21 protein-coding genes, 2 pseudogenes and 1 riboswitch are annotated in these 18,486 nt (G+C 70.5%); of the genes and pseudogenes, 11 read left to right on the top strand and 12 right to left on the bottom strand.

What is annotated here, in order from left to right:
* The 4 genes and pseudogenes from ACZ573_RS36630 to ACZ573_RS36645 all read right to left on the bottom strand — a co-directional run.
* Positions 1 to 299, bottom strand: a pseudogene (locus tag ACZ573_RS36630) (sulfate ABC transporter substrate-binding protein); the annotation flags it as partial.
* A 234-nt stretch (positions 300 to 533) separates the two neighbouring features.
* Positions 534 to 851, bottom strand: coding sequence for a putative leader peptide (locus ACZ573_RS36635; RefSeq protein ID WP_471312922.1), 318 nt, complete (start codon positions 849 to 851; stop codon positions 534 to 536).
* Complete coding sequence (locus tag ACZ573_RS36640) at positions 778 to 1,236, bottom strand: RrF2 family transcriptional regulator (RefSeq protein ID WP_471312924.1); 459 nt, start codon at positions 1,234 to 1,236, stop codon at positions 778 to 780. Before ACZ573_RS36640 ends, ACZ573_RS36635 begins: the two co-directional genes overlap by 74 nt.
* Positions 1,237 to 1,381: 145 nt before the next feature.
* The gene (locus ACZ573_RS36645) at positions 1,382 to 2,581 is read right to left on the bottom strand and encodes an acyl-CoA dehydrogenase family protein (protein ID WP_471312926.1); all 1,200 of its coding nucleotides are present in this window, start codon (positions 2,579 to 2,581) and stop codon (positions 1,382 to 1,384) included.
* A gap of 419 nt (positions 2,582 to 3,000) precedes the next feature.
* On the opposite strand from ACZ573_RS36645, the gene ACZ573_RS36650 reads away from it, so the two are divergent.
* The 4 genes from ACZ573_RS36650 (at position 3,001) to ACZ573_RS36665 (ending at position 6,104) form a co-directional block, all read left to right on the top strand.
* Entirely contained in the window at positions 3,001 to 3,084 is an 84-nt protein-coding gene (locus ACZ573_RS36650) for a putative leader peptide (RefSeq protein WP_351157052.1), read from the top strand.
* 221 nt (positions 3,085 to 3,305) lie between these two features.
* A complete protein-coding gene (locus ACZ573_RS36655; RefSeq protein WP_471312928.1) occupies positions 3,306 to 3,875 on the top strand; it encodes a winged helix-turn-helix domain-containing protein in 570 nt (189 codons plus the stop codon).
* A gap of 208 nt (positions 3,876 to 4,083) precedes the next feature.
* On the top strand, positions 4,084 to 5,730 hold the full coding sequence (locus ACZ573_RS36660; RefSeq protein ID WP_471312930.1) for a hypothetical protein: 1,647 nt from the start codon (positions 4,084 to 4,086) through the stop codon (positions 5,728 to 5,730).
* A gap of 182 nt (positions 5,731 to 5,912) precedes the next feature.
* Positions 5,913 to 6,104 (top strand): HflX-like GTP-binding protein, encoded by a 192-nt coding sequence (locus ACZ573_RS36665; RefSeq protein ID WP_471312932.1) that lies wholly within the window; start codon positions 5,913 to 5,915, stop codon positions 6,102 to 6,104.
* 68 nt (positions 6,105 to 6,172) lie between these two features.
* Here the strand turns inward: ACZ573_RS36665 and ACZ573_RS36670 are convergent, their stop codons facing one another.
* Both ACZ573_RS36670 and ACZ573_RS36675 read right to left on the bottom strand, forming a co-directional pair.
* Positions 6,173 to 7,051, bottom strand: a complete 879-nt coding sequence (locus ACZ573_RS36670) for an MBL fold metallo-hydrolase (protein WP_471312934.1) — start codon at positions 7,049 to 7,051, stop codon at positions 6,173 to 6,175.
* Positions 7,052 to 7,062: 11 nt separating this feature from the next.
* Positions 7,063 to 7,130, bottom strand: a riboswitch (guanidine-III (ykkC-III) riboswitch).
* A 194-nt stretch (positions 7,131 to 7,324) separates the two neighbouring features.
* A pseudogene (locus tag ACZ573_RS36675) lies at positions 7,325 to 7,900 on the bottom strand (DinB family protein); the annotation flags it as partial.
* A gap of 215 nt (positions 7,901 to 8,115) precedes the next feature.
* Here ACZ573_RS36675 and ACZ573_RS36680 point away from each other — a divergent pair.
* Both ACZ573_RS36680 and ACZ573_RS36685 read left to right on the top strand, forming a co-directional pair.
* Positions 8,116 to 8,421 carry a hypothetical protein gene (locus ACZ573_RS36680; RefSeq protein ID WP_471312936.1) on the top strand — a complete coding sequence of 102 codons (306 nt, stop codon included), beginning with the start codon at positions 8,116 to 8,118 and terminating at the stop codon, positions 8,419 to 8,421.
* 43 nt (positions 8,422 to 8,464) lie between these two features.
* Positions 8,465 to 8,926 (top strand): hypothetical protein, encoded by a 462-nt coding sequence (locus ACZ573_RS36685; protein WP_471312938.1) that lies wholly within the window; start codon positions 8,465 to 8,467, stop codon positions 8,924 to 8,926.
* On the opposite strand, the gene ACZ573_RS36690 is transcribed toward ACZ573_RS36685, so the two are convergent.
* Positions 8,913 to 9,410: an NADAR family protein gene (locus tag ACZ573_RS36690; protein ID WP_471312940.1), complete on the bottom strand. Its 498-nt coding sequence runs from the start codon at positions 9,408 to 9,410 to the stop codon at positions 8,913 to 8,915. The genes ACZ573_RS36685 and ACZ573_RS36690 overlap by 14 nt on opposite strands.
* Positions 9,411 to 9,520: 110 nt before the next feature.
* Between ACZ573_RS36690 and coaD the strand changes: the two genes are divergently transcribed.
* Complete coding sequence (gene coaD, locus ACZ573_RS36695; RefSeq protein ID WP_471312942.1) at positions 9,521 to 10,018, top strand: pantetheine-phosphate adenylyltransferase; 498 nt, start codon at positions 9,521 to 9,523, stop codon at positions 10,016 to 10,018.
* Here the strand turns inward: coaD and ACZ573_RS36700 are convergent.
* Positions 10,012 to 10,716 (bottom strand): acyl-CoA thioesterase, encoded by a 705-nt coding sequence (locus ACZ573_RS36700; RefSeq protein ID WP_471313006.1) that lies wholly within the window; start codon positions 10,714 to 10,716, stop codon positions 10,012 to 10,014. The two genes, coaD and ACZ573_RS36700, sit on opposite strands and share 7 nt — an antisense overlap.
* A 126-nt stretch (positions 10,717 to 10,842) precedes the next feature.
* Here ACZ573_RS36700 and ACZ573_RS36705 point away from each other — a divergent pair, with 126 nt between their 5' ends.
* Positions 10,843 to 12,387 (top strand): SDR family NAD(P)-dependent oxidoreductase, encoded by a 1,545-nt coding sequence (locus ACZ573_RS36705; RefSeq protein WP_471312944.1) that lies wholly within the window; start codon positions 10,843 to 10,845, stop codon positions 12,385 to 12,387.
* A gap of 66 nt (positions 12,388 to 12,453) precedes the next feature.
* On the opposite strand, the gene ACZ573_RS36710 is transcribed toward ACZ573_RS36705, so the two are convergent.
* Positions 12,454 to 13,809 carry an NAD(P)-binding domain-containing protein gene (locus ACZ573_RS36710; protein WP_471312946.1) on the bottom strand — a complete coding sequence of 452 codons (1,356 nt, stop codon included), beginning with the start codon at positions 13,807 to 13,809 and terminating at the stop codon, positions 12,454 to 12,456.
* Positions 13,810 to 13,989: 180 nt separating this feature from the next.
* On the opposite strand from ACZ573_RS36710, the gene ACZ573_RS36715 reads away from it, so the two are divergent.
* Positions 13,990 to 14,355 (top strand): ArsR/SmtB family transcription factor, encoded by a 366-nt coding sequence (locus tag ACZ573_RS36715; RefSeq protein ID WP_471312948.1) that lies wholly within the window; start codon positions 13,990 to 13,992, stop codon positions 14,353 to 14,355.
* On the opposite strand, the gene ACZ573_RS36720 is transcribed toward ACZ573_RS36715, so the two are convergent.
* Together ACZ573_RS36720 and ACZ573_RS36725 are read right to left on the bottom strand one after the other, a co-directional pair.
* A complete protein-coding gene (locus tag ACZ573_RS36720; protein WP_471312950.1) occupies positions 14,325 to 15,134 on the bottom strand; it encodes an aquaporin in 810 nt (269 codons plus the stop codon). The two genes, ACZ573_RS36715 and ACZ573_RS36720, sit on opposite strands and share 31 nt — an antisense overlap.
* Positions 15,135 to 15,189: 55 nt before the next feature.
* Entirely contained in the window at positions 15,190 to 15,504 is a 315-nt protein-coding gene (locus ACZ573_RS36725; RefSeq protein ID WP_471312952.1) for an ArsR/SmtB family transcription factor, read from the bottom strand.
* 155 nt (positions 15,505 to 15,659) lie between these two features.
* Here ACZ573_RS36725 and ACZ573_RS36730 point away from each other — a divergent pair, with 155 nt between their 5' ends.
* Complete coding sequence (locus ACZ573_RS36730; protein ID WP_471312954.1) at positions 15,660 to 16,079, top strand: arsenate reductase ArsC; 420 nt, start codon at positions 15,660 to 15,662, stop codon at positions 16,077 to 16,079.
* A gap of 337 nt (positions 16,080 to 16,416) precedes the next feature.
* On the opposite strand, the gene ACZ573_RS36735 is transcribed toward ACZ573_RS36730, so the two are convergent.
* A complete protein-coding gene (locus tag ACZ573_RS36735; protein WP_471312957.1) occupies positions 16,417 to 17,151 on the bottom strand; it encodes a GbsR/MarR family transcriptional regulator in 735 nt (244 codons plus the stop codon).
* Between the two features lie 266 nt (positions 17,152 to 17,417).
* Here ACZ573_RS36735 and ACZ573_RS36740 point away from each other — a divergent pair, with 266 nt between their 5' ends.
* Positions 17,418 to 18,428: a hypothetical protein gene (locus ACZ573_RS36740; protein WP_471312959.1), complete on the top strand. Its 1,011-nt coding sequence runs from the start codon at positions 17,418 to 17,420 to the stop codon at positions 18,426 to 18,428.
* Positions 18,429 to 18,486: the final 58 nt, after the last annotated feature.

Consider the following 18,486-nt stretch of genomic DNA (forward strand, 5'->3'; position numbering starts at 1 on the left):
GCTTCGATCTCGGACGGGCCGGCGTTGAAGGACTGCGGCTTGATCTTGGTGCCGCTCAGTTCCTTCTCGATCAGGCCTTCCTGGAGGCCGACCAGGGCGGTGGCGTGCGTCAGGTTGGGGAAGTACCCGATACGGACCTCGGAGGCGGACAGCTTCTTGCCCGCATCGACCGCGGTGTTGGCGGACTTGTCGTCCTCCTTCTTCGCCTCGGAGCCGTAGCCGCAGGCGGTGAGCAGGAGCGGAAGGGTCGCGGTGACGGCGATGGCACGCAGGGCGGTGAGCGGTCTTGCGGCAGACACGAGGTGTCCTTTCACGGGATGGGGTTCAGGGAGCTGCGGGGACGGAGACGGGCGGCGCGAAGCCATCGGCACACACGCAAGTCACTCCCGGCCGTCGGCGGGTTCGCGGCCGCGGGCCGGGGAGGGTATGGCGGACGCCGGCGCTCGAAGGCAGGCGGTGGGTGAGGTCGGCCGAGGGGCCCGGGGCAGCGCCCAGTGGTGACCTGCGTGTGCGGCCGGGTCCGGCGAGGTGTGTCAGCCGGGCTGACAGATGGCGCTGGAGGTACGGACCAGGTCGATGTGCCGGCGGGAGGTCAGAGGCAGCATCCGGCCTGCGTGGTGCAGTGCTCGCACGGGCCACCTCCCTGGATTCCTAGTTTTCCCACCTGGTTGGTAGGCATATTGGCAGAGGCCGAGACTCACCCCAAGAGGCTGTCCGCATGTTGGATGCAGGCCTCTCGACATGTGAGAACGTGCAGGTGGGCCGAAGGGCGTGGGGCTAGGGATTGGTCCAGGCGCCGGGGGTGTCGGCCAGTGCCGACACGTCAGCGGGCAGATCGGCCGACGCGACATCGGCGAGCGTCACGCCGTCCAGGATCTCGCGCACATTGGCCCGCAGCGCGATCCACAGGGGGAGCAGCGCCTGGGCGGGGCCGGTGTAGGACAGGTCCGGCGGGCGGACCCCGCGCACCGATACGAGCGGCCCGTCCACGACGCGGATCACATCCGCGACACTGATGGACCGGGCGGGCTTGGCCAGCCGGTAGCCGCCGTTCCCGCCCCGCTGGCTGAGCACGAGACCGCCCCGGCGCATGTCGTTCAGGATGCCCTCGAGGAACTTGTGCGGGATGTCCTGGGCGTCGGCGATGGCCTCGGCCTTCACCGGCCCGTCATCCTGTGACGCGGCAAGCTGCAGCGCGGCACGTACCGCATAGTCCGCCCTGGCTGAGATCCGCATACGGACATTATCTGGCATGGCTGCGGGCGGTGTCCGCCATGGGTGGCAGTCGGCTGCCGGGTGCGCCTACCCGGCAGCCGGGGGCACGTCTCCACCCCGCGACCGGAGCCGTGCCGTGCTGTGAGGTGCCGTGCCGTGCCGTGCGTCAGCGGAAGGCCGCCACCGCGCGGTGGGAGCCGTTGAGGTAGTGCTCGCCGATGGAGCGCAGGCGGTGCGCGACGGGGCGGTGGGCCGTCAGGACCCGGGCGTTGCGCCAGAACCGGTCCAAGCCGGGCGCGTCGGCGAGCTCCAGCACCCGGGCGGTGATGCGCAGGGCGGCCTTCGACGTCACGGTCTCGGCCGTGGCGACCAGGGCGGCGACGCCCGCGGCGCCCTCCGCGTCGAGGTGCGGCCCCGTGTCGAGGGCCTGCGCCATCACGTCCGTCGCCCGGTCGACCACGGCGGTGGCCGTCTGGGCGGCGGAGGCCAGTTCCCCGTAGGTCAGGAAGAGGTCCGGGTCCTCGCCGGGAAGCCGGTGTGCGCGGCCGCCCCTGCTGAGGTCGCGCGCCTCGGTGAGGGCGCCCTCGGCGATGCCGAGGCCGACGTGGCACAGGGCGAGCCGGAGCGCCGGCTCCGCGAGCGCGGTGAAGGGTGCGGTCGACTCCTCGTCGTGCGGCCGGCGGCCCAGCACCTGCTCGGGGGTGACGGTGACCCGGTCGAGGACGACCTCGCCCGCGCCGGCGACGCGCTGCCCGAGGCGATCGTGGGCGGGCACGACGGTCACGCCCCGTACGCCGGGTGGGATCCGTACGACCAGGACCTCACCGTTCGCGGCGCACACGGCGTCGACCACGATCTGGTCGGCCGTGGCCACCGCCGTGTCCACGGCCCGGCGCCCGCTCAGCAGATAGCCGGCGGCGTGCCGCCTCAGCGTGAGGTCCGGTCCCTCGGTGTCGTCGTCGGGCCAAGGAGTGCGGACCGCGCCGGTCCACAGCCACCGCTCGCGCACCGACTCCTCTTCGAGGGCGGCCGCGTGCTCGGGACCCGCGTAGAAGCGTCCGCTCCACGTGTGCGCGTAGTGGCGGGCGAGTACGTCGCCGACAGAGCTGTCCGCCGCGGCGATCTCCCGTATGACGGCGCATCCGGTACGCCAGTCCGTCCCACGGCCCGGCCCGGGCGGAGTGAGGGCCGCCGGCAGGCCGGCCTCGCGCAGCCGGGCCGTCTCGTCGGTCGGCTCCTTGCCCGCCTGGTCGCGGACGATGGCGTCCGCTGCGAGGTCGTCCGCCACGTCGCGGGCGGTACGCAGGAGTGCGCGGCGCTGTGCGTCGGCGGCTCGGTGGGCGGCGGTGCCCGGTGTCGTCGGCACCGGCGTCACCGACAGGCCCGAGCGTCGGCGCGTGGTGTGCGAGCTGGGTGGCCAGCTGTGCCATGGGGGATGGCGGTCGTCATGTCGGCTGCTCCGGAACATGGTCGGGCGGCGTCGGCCGGTTGCTGAACGTGCGGGAGGGGCGCGAGGGGTGGGAGGCGGGGAAGGGCCGAGCCTGGCGGATGAAGGCAGCGTCAGTGCACTGCGCGACCGCACTCCGCCCTATCCCTACTTTTCCCATCGGAGTGATAGGGAATCCTTGCCCGAAGCGGCCTTCCCGGCAAGAGCGTGACCGGATCATGGACACTTCGATCTCGAAATGAAAGACGATGCAGGTCAGAGGGGGGTCGGCAGAGATTTCCTATGAAATCAGTAGGGAAGTGTTGACGCGCGCCTGCCGCGCACCCCACCATGTGGCCATGTCCCCGTCGCAGCCGTTGCTCGTACGCCGCAGGCACGTCGACTTCCGTCGCGTCGCCAGCGCCGTCTGCCGACCCGTTTAGGGCTTCTTCGACAGGGCGATCCCTCGCGCGCGCCGGAGTGCCGGCCGCCGTTCGTCTCTCTGTGCGCCGCGCTCGTCGTGCCCCGGTCTGCGAGCCGTACGGGTCCGCCCGGCGTACGGCGCGCCGACCCTTCCGCTCGCATCCGCCGCGGAGACCCCTGCCCCGTCGTGGCCGAACACCCGGCATCCGTATCCGACTTCGAGCAGCCGAAGGGGCTCATCGTGACCACCGCCATTCCCGTACCCGACCTCCGCCGTTCCCCGGCCCCGCGCCTCCAGCTGGTCGGCGACCGTCCGCCCGCCGTCCCCGCCCCCGTCCCCGTCCCTGTCCGCGAGAGCGAGGGCGGCCGTGTCGGATACCTCGTGTTCCTGCCCGCGAACGTCGACCCGGTGGCGGTGATGAGCGCGCACGGCATACGCCCGGAGATCCGTCCCCTGGGGCTCGGAACGCCTCCGGCCCCCGAGCCGGAAGCGGCTCGGCACCTGGAACCCGATCACTCCGGCGGCGCGATCCGCGTCGACCGCGCACGCCGGCTGATCGAGGTCGACGGACGCGAACTCGACCTCACCTACCTGGAGTTCGACCTCCTGGCCTACCTCGTGGCGCACCCGTACACGGTTCACACGCGTGATGCCCTCATCACGGGCATCTGGGGATATGGGCACATCGGCGACGGCCGTACCGTCGACGTCCACGTGGCCAGGCTGCGGCGCAAGCTCGGCCCCGCTCACCGGGACCGCATCTCCACCGTGCGCCGCGTCGGCTACCGGTACGTTCCCGACCACCGGTAGCCCGGAGTCGGGCCGTGCCCCGGCCGATGGTGCCGCGGCCGTGAGCCGAGCTCTCGGAAAGTGGGAGATTCCCGATTCGGCCAGCGAACATCTGTTTCGCGCCGGTTAGGGCGGATCCGGGTGTCGCGTTGTCCGGTGAGTGCTGTGCTGGAGGGGATACGCCCGTCGGGGGCAAGCGTCGGACAGCGTGATCAGGGGGTCTTCAGCGATGGCTTCTCTGCACTACGAAATACTCACCGATCCGGCTCCGCTCCAGGTGCCGGTCGCGGGCGAGGAACGCCACGGATCGGTCTACATCGTCGTCTCCAACCCGACCATGGACGAAGTGATCTGGTACTCCATCGAGATACGAGTGCCCTGCGGCCAGGCGGACGGTGATCTGACGGCACATCCGAAGACGATCACCGCGCGGGTCGAGCGGAACACCGCGACGAAGAAGGGGGAGGAGCCGATCGTCGCCTGGGACGACAGCACGGGCGTCCTCACCGTGACCGCCCGGCCGAACACGCTGTTCCAGGAGGCCGGCTCCATGGCCCTGGTCCTGGACGGCTTCCCCGTCTCCAGCGCATCGGGACTGGTGCTGCTGCGCGTGACGGAGAGGGCGGCGAACGGCGCCTGGGTGAAGAAGACCCCCGTGACCCTGAGCCTGCTGAAGCAGCTGCCCAAGGTCCCCCGCAACTTCCGTGCGAAGCGGACGCTGGTGGCCGGAGGCCAGGACGTCGTCCTGCAGTGGGACGGGCCCGACACCCTCACCTACCGGATCCAGGGTCCGGACGGATCCACGGAGAACGCCTTGCCGACCCGGGGCGCGACCGGCTGGCAGTGGTCGCCGGCGGCGGGCCAGGAGCCGAAGCGGGACGCCACGTACACCTTGATCGCCACCTCCCCGGGCGGGCAGCAGCCCGGGTACTTCCTCACCACCACCGTCCACCTGCGCAGCCCCGAGTTCGAGAGCGTCACCGCGACGACCGGTGTGCACAGCCCGTGGGTCGACGGCACGACGGACCGGGGCCGGATCGTCTTCACCACGCAGGGCGCCCAGATCCGCGACGCCGAGGGCGGCCTCGGCACCCTCTCCGCCGCCAAGGCCGACGTCGAGACCGTGACCGCGGCACGGGTCCGGGGGCGCGAGAGTGACGCCGGGTGGATCGGGTTCCCGTCCGACGGAATCAGGGTCGGCCGCGGCGGCGGAAGCGACTTGGGGACCGTCACGGCCGACAAGATCAGCGTGAACGGCATCAACACCCAGTGGGTGGGGGACCGGGACTCGGGCAAGGGATGGGTCGAGTTCCCGCAATCGGGAGTGAACGTCCGCAAGGACGGAAAGCAGGACTGGGGCACCGTCGCCGCCGATCTCGCGGACCTGAACGGCATCAACACCAAGTGGGTGCAGGGCCGTACGGCCGCCGACGGCTGGATCGAGTTCCCGGCTTCCGGGATGAACGTGTTCCAGGGCGCGGGGAGCCGCCAGTGGGGCACGGTCGCGGCCGACAAGGCCGACCTGAACGACGTGGTCACCCACCGGGCCCAGGTCACGGAACGCCTCACCCTCCAGGGCGGGCTGAGCGTCGACAACGTCCTGGAGACGCAGGACGGCCCGCCGCGGCTGATCGTCCACGGCCGACTGGATGCCGAGGGCGAGGTGAAGGCGGACCGCACGGTCACGGTCACCGGCGACCTCACCACCCTTGGCATGCTGCGCGTTCAAGGCGAGTCGCGCCTGCAGGGGAAGGTGAACGCCGGCGCCCATCTGTCGGTCCGTGCCGGGGGCGCCTGGATCATGCACACGAACGACGGGAAGGTGGCGATCAACGGCGACCTGCGCGTCCACGGGGCATTCCGCTCCGATTCCTGATCGGCACTTGGCGGCAGGTGTAGGGGTAGGTGAAGCTGGTCTCGGCGCGGGCCCGGTTCGGCGACAGCACCTCCAGTACGGCGGTGGCCCGCAGGGAGCCGGGGCCGTGGAAGGTCCGGGGCGCTCGGGTCGCCGTGCAGATTGTGCAGCGACGAGGCGTTTCGGCCGGCGGGGTCCGGAAGATGGCTCTGCCCTACTCCTCGCGGACCCTGCTGAGTGACGGAAAAGTCCGCGAGGTAGCTCAGGCCTGCGACCAGGCCGGCGCTGACGCAGTGGTCTTCGTGGCCACCTTGACCGGGCGTCAGCAGCGCAGGTTGACGGCCGTGCTCGGCCGCCCCGCCCTGAGTCTCTCCGACGTCCTCACTGCCGACTGACCGTGCACTCGAAGCGGCTTGGCGTCGCCGTGCTTCCGGGCCGGTCGTGCGTGTGTCTTGGGCGTGGCTCAGTCGTCCGGGCAGAGGACGAAGAGAGGAAAGGCGAGCCGGCGGGGCCGGTCGCCGATCTCGTCGAGTGCGGCGCGGATCTCGTGGAGGTGGCCGGTGGTCATCTGCAGTGGCGGTTCGTGGGGCTGGTAGGTGGTGCGGATCGGGTAGTCCACGCCCGGTTCGGTGGTCATCTCGATGTGACAGCCCATGACGTGGGTGACCGGTCTGCTTGCGCAGAACTCGATCAGGCGGTCGATGGTCCGGGCGAAGGCCTTCCGGTCCTGGATGTAGAGGCGGCCCGGATACACCGTGTCGCCGGTGAGCAGGAACCCGGTCCACGGGTCGTAGAACGTGACGGCTGCCTCGTGGTGCCCGGGGGTGGCCAGGCATTCGAGCCTGCGGCCTCCCAGATCGACGCTCGCCGTGGCGGTGGGGTTCTCGTCGAAGCCGAAATACTTCCAGGCCGCGGGGGGTTCTGCTGAGACCACCGTGGTGTCCGGACGGTCGGCGAACTGGCCGTCGCCCGCGATGTGGTCGCCGTGGGCGTGTGTGTGCAGCACGAGCAGGTGGTACTCCTGGCGGGGGTGGCGGGTGAGCCAGCTGTCGACGAGCTGGTCCACCACCAGGCGCAAGGGGAAGTACGCGCTCGACGCTGTGGCCCCGGTATCGATCAGCACGGCCCGGTCGTTGCCGAACAGCAGGAACAGGAACGGCGCTTCGTAGTTGATCGCCATGTTCTGCCGCAGGATGACCGTGTGCTCGTCGTACTCATGGACCTGGATGTCCGGGTCGGTGTTGTGCTTGGACGATGGTGAGCCGTGGATCCAGCGGACGTCCAACTCGCGGGGCCGAGAAGCCGGGCTATCGAAATCGATGAAGGATGTACCTGCAGCCATGACGCCTCCTGCGTGCGTCGTCTTGGCGGGCCGGGTACGGCGCACATCTCGTCCGGGGTGGGCACCTATGGGCCTCCGCCGGGACGCTACCACGAGAATGATCTACGGCTCTGCTGCCCGGCGTCCGTGCGGCGAACCACTCGCGGGGCGGGCCTTGGCCTTCGGCGTCGATCCCCCGAAGGCGGAGGTCGCCGACGAGTGACCGAGCAGGAAAGGGTCCGAAAGGAATGGCGACACGGTAGACCGGTTGCCATGGGTCGGGTTGCTTTGACTGATCGGTGCGGCCGACCTGGCGGCCTGCTCGATCTTCGCGCAGTGGGCTGCGCGGGCTTCCTCGTCGACCTGCTTCTCGAGTTCGGCGCGCAAGCCGGTCCGGCCGTCGAGGCCCTCGCGCAGGATATCGGCGTGCCCGGCATGCCGGATGGACTCGCCGAGGACATGGACCATGACGGCGAACAGGTTCGTGTCGGCATAAGGCTCGGGCCACCACGGCACGTGGCCGGGGGCGTCGAGGGGAAGCTCGTTGATCGTCGCGTCCGAGTGTTCCCACGTGCGCCGGCAGAACCCGATGATCTGATCGCGGGTCTCGTCCTCGGTCGCCCACAGATCGCTGCCGTCGGAGTCCTGCCACCGGGGCAGCGGTTCCGGGGAAGGGCGGTCGAAGACCTCGCCGAAGTACCGGGCCTCGACGGTGGCCACGTGTTTGACCAGGCCGAGGAGGTTGGTCCCGGTCGCCGTCAAAGGCCGGCGGGCGTCGTATTCGGACAAGCCGTCGAGTTTCCAGAGCAGCGCCTGGCGGTCCCGCCGCAGTCTCCCGTGCAGGTTGTCCTTCGCGAATTCATCGATCATGCGGCATGAGCCTGCCACGGGCTGCTCGTGGTCTCAAGATCCCGTACGTGGTCCGCAACGACCGGCGGAGCCGAGGGCGACCCGCTCGCGGTCGGCAACAAGCTCGGCATCACCACGCGCAAGGAGCCGGCCGACCGACTGCTTCGGGATCGTCCCCGCAACCGCTGGTCGAGGGTCCGGTACGTGCCCTTCCCGGGAAGGGGCCGGGCCGAGTCATGGTGGCGCCGCGCCGCCGAGGCCGGCAATTCCCGTGCCGCGTACAACCTGGCGATCTGTCTCGAGCGGACTCGGACGTCGCGGAGGCCGAGCGCTGGTACCGCCACGCCGCGGACTCCGGGTACGCGAGCGCCGCCACCAACCTCGGCGTGCTGCTGGCCGAGCGGGGTGACCTCGTCGGCGCCGAACCGCGGCTGAGGCAGGCCGCCCACAGCGGGAATCCCGACGGCAGGCACAATTACGGGGTCCTTCGGCGCATGACCGGCCGGGAGACGGAGGCACGCGCGTGGCTCGAACACCGGTGATCGCCGCTCCCGCCTTCAACGTAGACCGCTGGAGGAGGAGTTGATGGAGACGGGGGACGTTCCCGGGTGGTTCTGGGAGGTCCTGGACACGGCCAGGCCCAGCCTGTCCGCCCTGGAGTCATGGCTGGGGTCGCAGCCGGGAGACGTTCTGGAGGCCTACGCGCTGGCGTACCTGGAGGCCGCCGAATCGCTGATCGACTTCTCGGAAGGCGTGACGGTCGACGGAGCGGTCTGGTCCGAGGACAGCACCGAGGACCTCTGCATGTGGGTGGTCGGCCAGGGGCGCGCGTTCTGGCGTGCGACGGTCGAGGGGATCTGGGAACTGCCGGATGCCGCACAGGCGTACCTGGGGCGCCCCCCACCCCTCATGCAGGAGGTGACGCAGTGGGACGAGCAGGTCCGCCGCCCGGAGCATGCCGGCTACCGGTCCCCGGCAGCCCTGGTCCACGGCGTGTACCGGACGCGCTTCGGGCAAGACCTGCACGAGCGGCTCACGGCCGGATGACGTGCTCCCGGCGAGCGCGGCCGTCACCCGCTTCGCCGGGTCCGCGTTCGGCGAAGAGATGGCTGCGCGTGCGCATCAGGATCCGGCCGAGCATGTTCTTTCCGGTCCCCGTCCGGCCGCGTCCCCAGTAGTGGTCGGACGTCGTGTCCTCGACGATCTCTTCGTCTCCCGTGGCCAGCAGGATCGCGGCGATGTCGGCGTGCGTGCGGAACTTGGCCGCCACGGCGCGGCGCATCACGTCGTCCTTCACCCGTTCCCAGTCCCGCCGCATCGGCTTCGACCGGTCACGGCCCAGCTCCGCCGCGCGCAGCGGGGTGCCGGCCCGGCGGATGAGTTCGGCGTGACGGGTTCCGGTGAACTTCTGTGCCTGGAAGTAGTGTTCCGTGGTCGGCCACCAGTGTCCGTCGAGATCCACGCCGTGTGCGGAGAAGTTGGAGAAGCAGCCGTAGGGAACCTCTCCGGCACCGTGGAAGTAGATCGTCATACGAACCTCGTGTCAGGGACGGGACCCGCACCGTGTCAGTCGCCGCTCCGCGGTCGCAACCGACTTACCGCCCGGCCGGGACCGGCCGCCGCTTGCTATTCTTCCCGATCATGCGAGCCCTCTTCCCCGGATCCTTCGACCCGATCACCCAAGGGCACCAGGACGTTCTCCGCCGCGCCGCCCTCCTGTTCGACGAGGTCGTCGTCTGCGTGATGTTCAATCCGAACAAGACCGGCCGCTTCCCCATCGCCGAACGGCTGGACCGGCTCCGCGCGGCAGCGGCCGACCTGGGCAACGTCACGGTCGACTCCCACACCGGCGGCCTGCTGGTCGACTACTGCCGCCGAGCCGGCATCGACGTCGTCATCCGCGGAGTCCGTGGCGTCGCCGACCTGGACTACGAAATGCCGATGGCCCGCATGAACCACGAACTGGCCGGAGTCGAAACGTTCTTCATGCCTGCAGACCCCGACCTGGCTCACATATCCTCCACCCTCGTGACCGCGGTGAGTCAACAGCAGCGTGTCCCGGATGACGAGGTGAGCCACGGCTCTTCCCGCGGACTTCCCGCTCAGAGCCAGATGGCAAGACCGGCACGTGATCAGTGAACCTGGCCGGTCTGGCGCGATGAGGTATGTCCTGTTCGATGTCGACGGCACGTTGATCGACGCCGTGGACAACCACGTCTTGTCTGGCGGACGTGGGCGGAGCGGTACGGGCTGGACCGGCTGGAGGGATCGGCCGCAGTGGAATGAAGCCCTTGCATGAGCCCACGCGCGGTTTCCCGCAGCTCGTCGCTGAAGGCGAGAGGCCGCGACGTTTCCGGGTCCACCCGGACCTGTACCCGATGGCCGTGGGCATGAACACAACGGCCGTCCTCGGATCTCACCTGGAACTGGTACACCACGCTGGTGCGGCCGAGCCGCGATATCCGGAACCGCACGCCCACGTCCCTCGTGCTCCGAATCGGCTCCTCGTATGTGACGAGGAATTCACGCACGACAAGATGGGTGAGCATGCAAAGCTCCTGGTGGACACGGGTGATCTTGGTCGAGAACTCGTCTACCAGGAGCTTTCGCTGCGCGCATCCCTTGACCCCGCACAGGGCGGACGCCGCCGGCAGGGGGTTGCAAACGGAGCATTTTGTTGGCGAGTTTCTTCGGGCCGCGCGGAGCAGTCGAATTCGAAGAGCAGACGGCGGCGCTGCGGTGCGGCTCCCTACTCCCGCGGGGCAAGGCCGGGGAGAAAAGCTGCTGTCGTCGTGCACGTGCGGAATTGACGACTGCTGGGCGCTGACGGCGCACATTACGGGCACGGACACCACCGTGACGTGGCCGGGCTTCCGCAACAATTCCCGGGACTGGAACTACGACTCCCTCGAGGTCCTGCCGGCGCCCCGGTACTGACGCAACACCACACGGAGGGGTATCCCATGGAGAACGAAGCGATACGAGCATGCCTGGACCTGCTGGGCCAGGCATGCGACCTGCCGCTGGAGGACGAGCGCCGCCGCCTGCTGGAACAGGCGGCCAGCGACCTCGTCCGGGACGGGCGGCGCCGTAGGCGTGCCGCGAGCAGGGCCGTCCGGGCGGCGGCCGACGCGAAGGTGCTGGCCACCACCGCGACCGGAGCGCCCGACCGGATCATGGATGCGGCACTGTCGGCCGAGACCCCGCACCGATCGGGCCTGTCCCCGCACGAGTACGTCCAGGGACACAGCGGTCCCGGTGCGGTGACCCGCTGGCCGCCGGGCCCCGCACCGGACGGCGACGGGCCGCGCAGACTGCTCAACCGCCCCCAACGCTGCTACGTCTGCAAGAACCACTACCGGCAGGTCCACCACTTCTACGGCCAGCTGTGCCCCGGCTGCGCGGAGGAGAACCTCACCCGGCGCACCGCCCGGACCGATCTCACCGGCCGGCGTGCACTGCTGACCGGCGGGCGGGTCAAGATCGGCTTCCACCTGGCCCTGATGCTGCTGCGCGACGGAGCCGAACTCACCGTCACCACCCGCTTCCCCCAGGACGCGGCGAGCCGCTTCGCCGCGGTGCCCGGTGCCGCCGACTGGTGGCACCGGCTGCGGATAGCCGCGCTGGACCTGCGCGACCCCAGACAGGTACTCGCCCTCACCGACCACCTGCTGGGCCAGGCCGCGCCCCTGGACATCCTGGTCAACAACGCCGCCCAGACACTGCACCGGTCCCCCCGGGCGTACCGCGCGCTGGTAGCGGCAGAGGCCGCCGCCGTCGTGAGGGCCCGGCCCTCCACCGCGCCGGAGATCTGGACCGCTCCCGGATTCACCGTTCCCGGATCGCACGCCGCGGCACTCCCTCTGACGGCGGAACTCGCCGCGCGCCCCCGGGCGTCCGGCGCCCTCACCGGCGCCCTCACCGGCTCGCGCAGTGCGGCCGAAGGCGCCCTCGCCATGGATTCCGACCCGGACCCGGACCCACAGGAGCGCACCGACGAGGCGGGGCTCCTGCAGGAGACGGGCGACAGCAACTCCTGGACCCTGCGGCTCGGCCAGGTCGAACCGGCCGAACTCCTCGAGGTCCAGCTGGTCAACGCCGTGGCACCGTTCCTCCTCGCCGACCGCCTGCTGCCCCTGCTGGAGGCGTCGCCGCACGCGCGCCGCTACCTGATCAACGTCTCCGCCGTCGAGGGCCAGTTCGCCGCCCGCAACAAGACCAGCGGTCACCCGCACACCAACATGGCCAAGGCCGCACTCAACATGCTCACCCGAACCAGCGCGACGGACCTGGCCGCCCGAGGCATCCACACCTGCAGCGTGGACACCGGCTGGGTCACCGACGAGAAGCCGTTGCCCGCCCGGGAGCGGCACGCAGCCACGGGGTGGCGTCCGCCCCTGGACGTCATCGACGGGGCTGCGCGCATCTACCACCCCATCCTGCAGGGGCAGGCCGGCAGCCCCATCCACGGCGTCCTGCTCAAGGACTACCGCCACGTCGCCTGGTGACCTGCTCCCGGACCGCGCGGCACGCGATCGTGGCCGTGCGGCTGTGAAGGCGCGTCACTTCGCCGGTCAGCAGCCGCCGGAAGAGACGGGGGCACCGATGGTGAGGGTGGGGGGCGCCGCGCAGCAGCCACCACCGGCCGCCTCGGCGGCCTCGGGCTCGTCGAAGAGGCCCGCACCCCCGCACACGCCGGTCTCGGGGAGGGCGAGCTCGACGCGTTCGGCGGCCTCCATGTCGCCCGCGAGTGCGGCGGCGATGGAACGGACCTGCTCGTAGCCGGTCATGGCCAGGAAGGTGGGTGCGCGGCCGTAGGACTTCATGCCGACGAGGTAGACGTCCTTCTCCGGGTGGGCGAGCTCGTTGACACCGTGGGGGTAGACCGTGCCGCAGGAGTGCTGGTTGGGGTCGATCAGAGGGGCGAGTCCGGTCGGGGCCTGGAGGCGCTCGTCGAGGCCGAGGCGGAGCTCGTCGAGGAAGGTGAGGTCGGGGCGGAAGCCGGTGAGGACGATGACCTCGTCGACCGGGTCCAGGTGGCGGCCGTCCTCGGCGACGAGGACGAGCTGGTCGCCGGTCTTCTCCACGGCGGTGGTGCGGAAGCCGGTGACGGCGTCGGCGTAGCCGTGGTCGACGGCGGCCTTGGCGGCGAGGCCGAGGGCGCCGCGGGCGGGCAGCTGGTCGGCTTCGCCGCCGCCGAAGGTGGAGCCGCTGATACCGCGCCGCAGGATCCAGGTGGTGTGGGTGCCTGCTTCGTCCTCGGCCAGGTCGGCCAGGTAGGCGAGCGCGGTGAACGCGGAGGCACCGGAGCCGATGACGGCGGTGCGCTTGCCCGTGTAGCGGGCGCGGACAGCGGGGTCCTTCAGGTCCGGGACGCGGTACGAGACGCGGTCGGCGGCGGCGCGCTCGCCGAGGGCGGGCAGGCCGTCACCACCGATGGGGCCGGGGGTGGACCAGGTGCCGGAGGCGTCGATGACGGCGCGGGCCGTCAGCCGTTCCTCCCTGCCGTCGGCGCGTGCGATGTGAACGGTGAAGGGCTGGGTCTCGCGGTCGGCGTCCACGACCCGGTCACGCCCGAGGCGGGAGACACCGGTGACGCGGGCGCCGACGCGGACGCGCTCGCCCAGGACTGCGGCCAGCGGCTGCAGGTACCGCTCGGCCCAGTCGCCGCCGGTCGGGTAGCCGGCCGCCTCCGGCTTCACCCAGCCAGTGAGGGCCAGGAGCTTTTCCGCGGCCGGGTCGACGACCTCGCCCCAGGTGGAGAACAGCCGTACGTGGCTCCAGTCCCGCACGGCGCTGCCGGCGACCGGTCCGGCCTCCAGGACCAGGGGCTCGATGCCCTGGTCGATGAGGTGTGCGGCGGCGGCCAGGCCGATGGGGCCGGCTCCGATGACGACGACGGGCAGCTCGATGTCGGCAGGCGCGTTCACGGTCGACTCCTCGGTGTTTCGACATCTGTCGATGTCTTGTGTGGCCAGCATGACCCCTTATTCGATGAGCGTCAACATAGACGTTCATCGAATCTGTAGCTCGTTTCGACGGAACGCGTCGATGTCGTCGCGGCTGAGACCTCTCTGGCTGGCTGGTTCGACATGTGTCAACATAGATACATGTCGAATGTGAACGCGTTGCCGCTGCTGGAGCCGGACACTGTCGTGCCGTGCTGCCCGCCGCTCACCGAGCGCCCGCTGACCGCGGACGAGGCGGAGCGCACGGCCACGATGTTCAAGGCCCTGGGTGATCCCGTGCGCCTGCGGCTCTTCTCCGCGGTGGCTTCGCACGAGGGTGGCGAGGCGTGCGTCTGCGACATCTCCGACGTGGGTGTCTCGCAGCCGACCGTCTCCCATCACCTGAAGAAGCTCAAGGAAGCCGGACTGCTCTCCTCCGAGCGGCGCGGCACCTGGGTCTACTACCGGGTGGAGCCGGCGGTCCTCGCAGCCATGGCTCAGCTCCTGACCCGTGCGGCCGGCGTGTAGGGGTCGCTGGTCCTGCCGCGCATGAAGATGACCGCCACCAGGGCCAGGCCGACGACGGCGCCGGCGAGCTGGGCGCCGATGAAGCCCGGGACCGAGGCTGGGGCGATGCCCGCGAAGGTGTCGGTGAAAGCGCGGCCGATCGTCACCGCCGGGTTCGCGAAGGAGGTCGAGGAGGTGAACCAGTAGGCGGCGCCGATGTACGAGGCGACGGCGACCGGTGCGAAGCGCAGGCGGTCGGTGCGGGCCAGGCCGAAGATCAGCAGGATCAGGCCGGCCGTGGCGACGACCTCGCCGAGGAGCAGGTTCCCAGCGGAGCGGTCGTGGGTGGACCACCGCGCCAGCGGTTCGCCGAACATCGCGTCCGCGAGGATGGCGCCCGCGATCGCCCCGGTGATCTGCGAGGGCACGTACGCGGCCAGCTCGCGAGCGGTGACACCGGCGCCCCCGCGTCGGGCGGTCCACCACTCGGTCAGGGTGACGGCCGGGTTGAAGTGGGCGCCGGACACCGGCCCGAGGAGGGCGATCAGTACGCCGAGGCCGAAGACGGTGGCCAGGGAGTTCGCCAGCAGCTGCAGGCCCACGTCCTGGCTGAGCTCGGTGGCCTGGATGCCGGAGCCGACCACCACCGCCACGAGCGCGGCGGTGCCGACGAGCTCGGCGGCGGCGCGGGCGATCAGCGGGGTCCGGGGCGGGGTCGCGCCGGGCGCGGGCCGGGGCGCGTCGGCGGCTGTGCCGGACGCCGCTGCGGGGGCGGCGCCGACGGGCTCGGTGACGGACAACGGTTCTCCTCGGGCAGGTGAGGCGGTGAGCGGGCACCCTCTATGGGCGGGAGCGCTATGGGCAGGAGCGCTTGAGGTTCGCTTCGGCGGTGGCGCGGGCGGTCCGGGCGAGGTCGGCGAACTGACCGGCGATGGCCTCGATGACTTCCGGGCGCAGGCGGTAGTAGACGTACCGCCCGCATGGCTCCGTGTCCACGACCCCGGCCTCGCGCAGCACCTTCAGGTGGTTCGAGAGGTTCGTCTGCTTGGCGCCCGTCTCCTCCACGAGATGGGTGGTGCAGAGCGTCTCCTTGGCGAGGAGGGTCACGATCTGGAGCCTGAGCGGGTCGGCCAGCACCCGGATCAGTTCAGTGTCGACTGACGTCATCATGGACTGATATTGTCACATCATTCGATGCTGATACCAGTCTGGGCTGATGTCTTGGAGCCCGGGGGCACCGAACCCACCACCGTGGCCGGTTGCGGCGATGCCTCTCCCGTCGTCACCGGCCGGCCCCGCAGTTGACTTCACCCCAAGGAAGAAAGATGCCGTCCACTCCTGTCGCGTCCGTGCTGTTCGTCTGCATCCACAACGCCGGCCGCTCGCAGATGGCCGCCGGCTTCCTGCGCCACCTCGCCGGAGACCGCGTCGAGGTGCGCTCCGCGGGCTCCGTCCCCGGTGACCGGATCAACCCCTCCGCCGTGGCCGCCATGGCCGAGCTGGGCATCGACATCTCCGACCGGACGCCCAAGGTCCTCACCCCGGAGGCCGCGCAGGCGTCCGACTACATCATCACCATGGGCTGCGGCGACGCCTGCCCGTACTTTCCCGGCAAGACCTACCTCGACTGGCAGCTCGAGGACCCGGCCGGACAGGGCGTCGAGGCTGTCCGCCCCATCCGCGACGAGATCAAGGGCCTCGTCGAGGGCCTGATCGCCGAGATCGACGCGAACCCGAAGCTCTGAGCCGACGGGCCCGCGGAGGGTCAGGCCAGCGGGATGGCCGTGTATCCGGCTTCCGTGACGGCCTCGACGATCCGCTCTGCCGGGAGCCGTGACCGCGGCCCCGGTGAGCGCGGAGCCCGAGGTGACGGCGATCAACTGAGCGCCGCCTGGGTGCGGGAGCCGGGCTGGACGGCGGCGCCGAGCAGGCCGAGGGTGGGGGCCGTCGGCCGGGCCACCTTCAGCACGGCCAGATATCCGTCGACGTCGATCATGCTCCCCCTCACCGTCCGAACGGATGATCAGCCCAGGCGGCCGCGCCCGCCCCGTGCTCCGCCCTGGGTGTCCTTGCCGGTGCTGGTCACTCGGGTGCGCTTCGCCTCCGGGTATCCGCCTGCCGCCATTCCTCGGCCGCCTGGATCATGGTCCGGCCGACGTGCTCGAAGAAGTGGCCGATGTCCTGCATCCGGGTGCCGGCGGGTGTCGCGGTGCCGAGGACCTCGGCGCCGCGCAGGGCGAAGTCGGCCAGCATGGCGTTCTGCCGGGCGCTCGCCATCCAGCCGCGGAACCAGGCATCGGCGTCGATGACGTACCGGTCGCGCCGCCGCCCGGGGTCGCGTTCGCGCCTGATGAGCTCCTGCTGTTCGAGCTCGCCGACGGCCTTGGAGACGGAGGCGGGGCTGACCTGGAGGCGCTGGGCGAGCTCGGTGGCGGTCAGGCTGCCTCCGTCGGTGACGTACAGGCACGTCAGCACTCGGGCGGTCATCCGCGGGAGACCCGTACCGACCATCATCGCCGTGAACTGTTCCTCCAGTTCGAGGACGGCCTCCGGGTCGCGTCCGTGCGCGTCGCCCGCGCTCGGGGAGGCCGTCGGCGAGGCGGCCGGGGGCTGCTTGCGGCGGCGGGCGCGGCCCGTGGTGGCGCGATGGGCCGCGTCGGCCCGGTATGCGGCGGGGCCGCCGTTGCGGGCCACCTCCCGGGAGACCGTGGAGATGGGCCGGTTCAGGCGGCCGGCGATGTCGGTGTAGCTGAGTCCTTCCCCCAACCCCTTGGCGATCTCCAGCCGTTCGCCGTGGGTCAGTCTGCCTCCGGGCATCGGCATTGCCTCCGTGTCAGGTCCGCGTGGGCGCCCAGTATTGCTTTCACAGCCAGTTCATTGCAAATCCCTGGAGGCCGTATTTGCATTCGCCTTCAGGGTCATTGCAAGAGATTTGCGCCGTGGCCTGCATAAATGCAGGAGAGGTCGATTCTTTGATTGACGAAAGAGTGAAAGCAATTTAGCTTTTAGTCATTCGCGAACAAGCGACGTGAACCGAGCGGGCCCGGACGAGGGCTGCTCACCGCCCTGATCGGAGCCCTCCCATGACGTCCTTACCCGCCCCCGTGCGTGCCTGGCACCGGCCCCTGACGGTCTGCGCCGCCCTCATGTTCGGCCTGGTGCTCGTCTCCGGCGTCGGTACCGTCGTCGACGGACGGACGCTGCTGGACGAGTCGGTGTGGGACAAGCCGCTCAAGTTCGGCTTCGCCTTCGGCCTCTACGCGGCCACGCTGGCATGGCTGCTGACCAAGCTGACCAGGGGCAGGCGGCTGGGACGATGGCTGGGTACCGTCTTCGCGGTGGCCGCCACCGTCGAGGTGGGAGCCATCACGGTCCAGGCGGCGCGCGGCACCTTCAGCCACTTCAACGCGGACCGGACCGACCCGGTCACCCTGGCCCTGGTCCCGCTCCTCACCTTCGGCGTGATGGTCATCGTCATCGCGCAACTGGTCCTCGCCGTCGTCGTCCTGATCCAGCGCACGGGCGGACCAGCACTGAACCGCGCCATCCGCTCCGGTCTCGCGCTCGCCACCTTCGGCATGGTCGTGCCGGTCTTCTGGATGGTCACCGAGATCCACTCCCGTACGGTGACCGACGCCAACGGCCACTCCGTGCAGATGTACCAGGGACACGGCATCGGTGACCCCGACGGCCACGGCATGCCCCTCACCAACTGGAGCGTGACCGGCGGCGACTTCCGGGTACCGCACTTCTTCGCCCTGCACGGCATCCAGGTACTCCTCCTGATCACCGCCGTACTGGCCGCCCTGGCCGCCGAGCGCGTCTGGCTGCGCGACGAGAAGGTACGGGCCCGCCTGGTCGGCAGTGCCGCCCTCGGCTACACGGGGCTGGTCGCGGTGGTGACCTGGCAGGCGTGGCGCGGACAGTCCCTGGTCCATCCGGACACCGCCACCCTCCTCGCCCTCGCCGCGGTGCTGCTGCTCACGGCGGGGACCACCGCACGAGTCGTCGTGACCGCCAAGCATGCCGCGGCGGCCGAGCGTGCCACGGCGCGACCGACCGGGATTCCTGAGCCCGCCCACCTGGCGCGCTGACGCCGCCCCTTCCCCGATCCGACCGACCGACCGATCGATCGGCAGAACCAGAACTCCT

The organism is Streptomyces sp. NPDC040545 (assembly GCF_055595065.1).

Excerpts from the sequence above, each read along its gene's own strand:
- ACZ573_RS36635 (WP_471312922.1), bottom strand. The coding sequence starts at position 851 with ATGTCGCGTCGGCCGATCTGCCCGCTGACGTGTCGGCACTGGCCGACA.
- ACZ573_RS36640 (WP_471312924.1), bottom strand. The coding sequence starts at position 1,236 with ATGCGGATCTCAGCCAGGGCGGACTATGCGGTACGTGCCGCGCTGCAG.
- ACZ573_RS36650 (WP_351157052.1), top strand. The coding sequence starts at position 3,001 with ATGTCCCCGTCGCAGCCGTTGCTCGTACGCCGCAGGCACGTCGACTTC.
- ACZ573_RS36660 (WP_471312930.1), top strand. The coding sequence starts at position 4,084 with ATGGCTTCTCTGCACTACGAAATACTCACCGATCCGGCTCCGCTCCAG.
- ACZ573_RS36665 (WP_471312932.1), top strand. The coding sequence starts at position 5,913 with ATGGCTCTGCCCTACTCCTCGCGGACCCTGCTGAGTGACGGAAAAGTC.
- ACZ573_RS36670 (WP_471312934.1), bottom strand. The coding sequence starts at position 7,051 with ATGGCTGCAGGTACATCCTTCATCGATTTCGATAGCCCGGCTTCTCGG.
- ACZ573_RS36680 (WP_471312936.1), top strand. The coding sequence starts at position 8,116 with ATGGTGGCGCCGCGCCGCCGAGGCCGGCAATTCCCGTGCCGCGTACAA.
- ACZ573_RS36685 (WP_471312938.1), top strand. The coding sequence starts at position 8,465 with ATGGAGACGGGGGACGTTCCCGGGTGGTTCTGGGAGGTCCTGGACACG.
- ACZ573_RS36690 (WP_471312940.1), bottom strand. The coding sequence starts at position 9,410 with ATGACGATCTACTTCCACGGTGCCGGAGAGGTTCCCTACGGCTGCTTC.
- coaD (WP_471312942.1), top strand. The coding sequence starts at position 9,521 with ATGCGAGCCCTCTTCCCCGGATCCTTCGACCCGATCACCCAAGGGCAC.
- ACZ573_RS36700 (WP_471313006.1), bottom strand. The coding sequence starts at position 10,716 with ATGTGCGCCGTCAGCGCCCAGCAGTCGTCAATTCCGCACGTGCACGAC.
- ACZ573_RS36705 (WP_471312944.1), top strand. The coding sequence starts at position 10,843 with ATGGAGAACGAAGCGATACGAGCATGCCTGGACCTGCTGGGCCAGGCA.
- ACZ573_RS36715 (WP_471312948.1), top strand. The coding sequence starts at position 13,990 with ATGTCGAATGTGAACGCGTTGCCGCTGCTGGAGCCGGACACTGTCGTG.
- ACZ573_RS36725 (WP_471312952.1), bottom strand. The coding sequence starts at position 15,504 with ATGATGACGTCAGTCGACACTGAACTGATCCGGGTGCTGGCCGACCCG.
- ACZ573_RS36730 (WP_471312954.1), top strand. The coding sequence starts at position 15,660 with ATGCCGTCCACTCCTGTCGCGTCCGTGCTGTTCGTCTGCATCCACAAC.
- ACZ573_RS36735 (WP_471312957.1), bottom strand. The coding sequence starts at position 17,151 with ATGCCCGGAGGCAGACTGACCCACGGCGAACGGCTGGAGATCGCCAAG.
- ACZ573_RS36740 (WP_471312959.1), top strand. The coding sequence starts at position 17,418 with ATGACGTCCTTACCCGCCCCCGTGCGTGCCTGGCACCGGCCCCTGACG.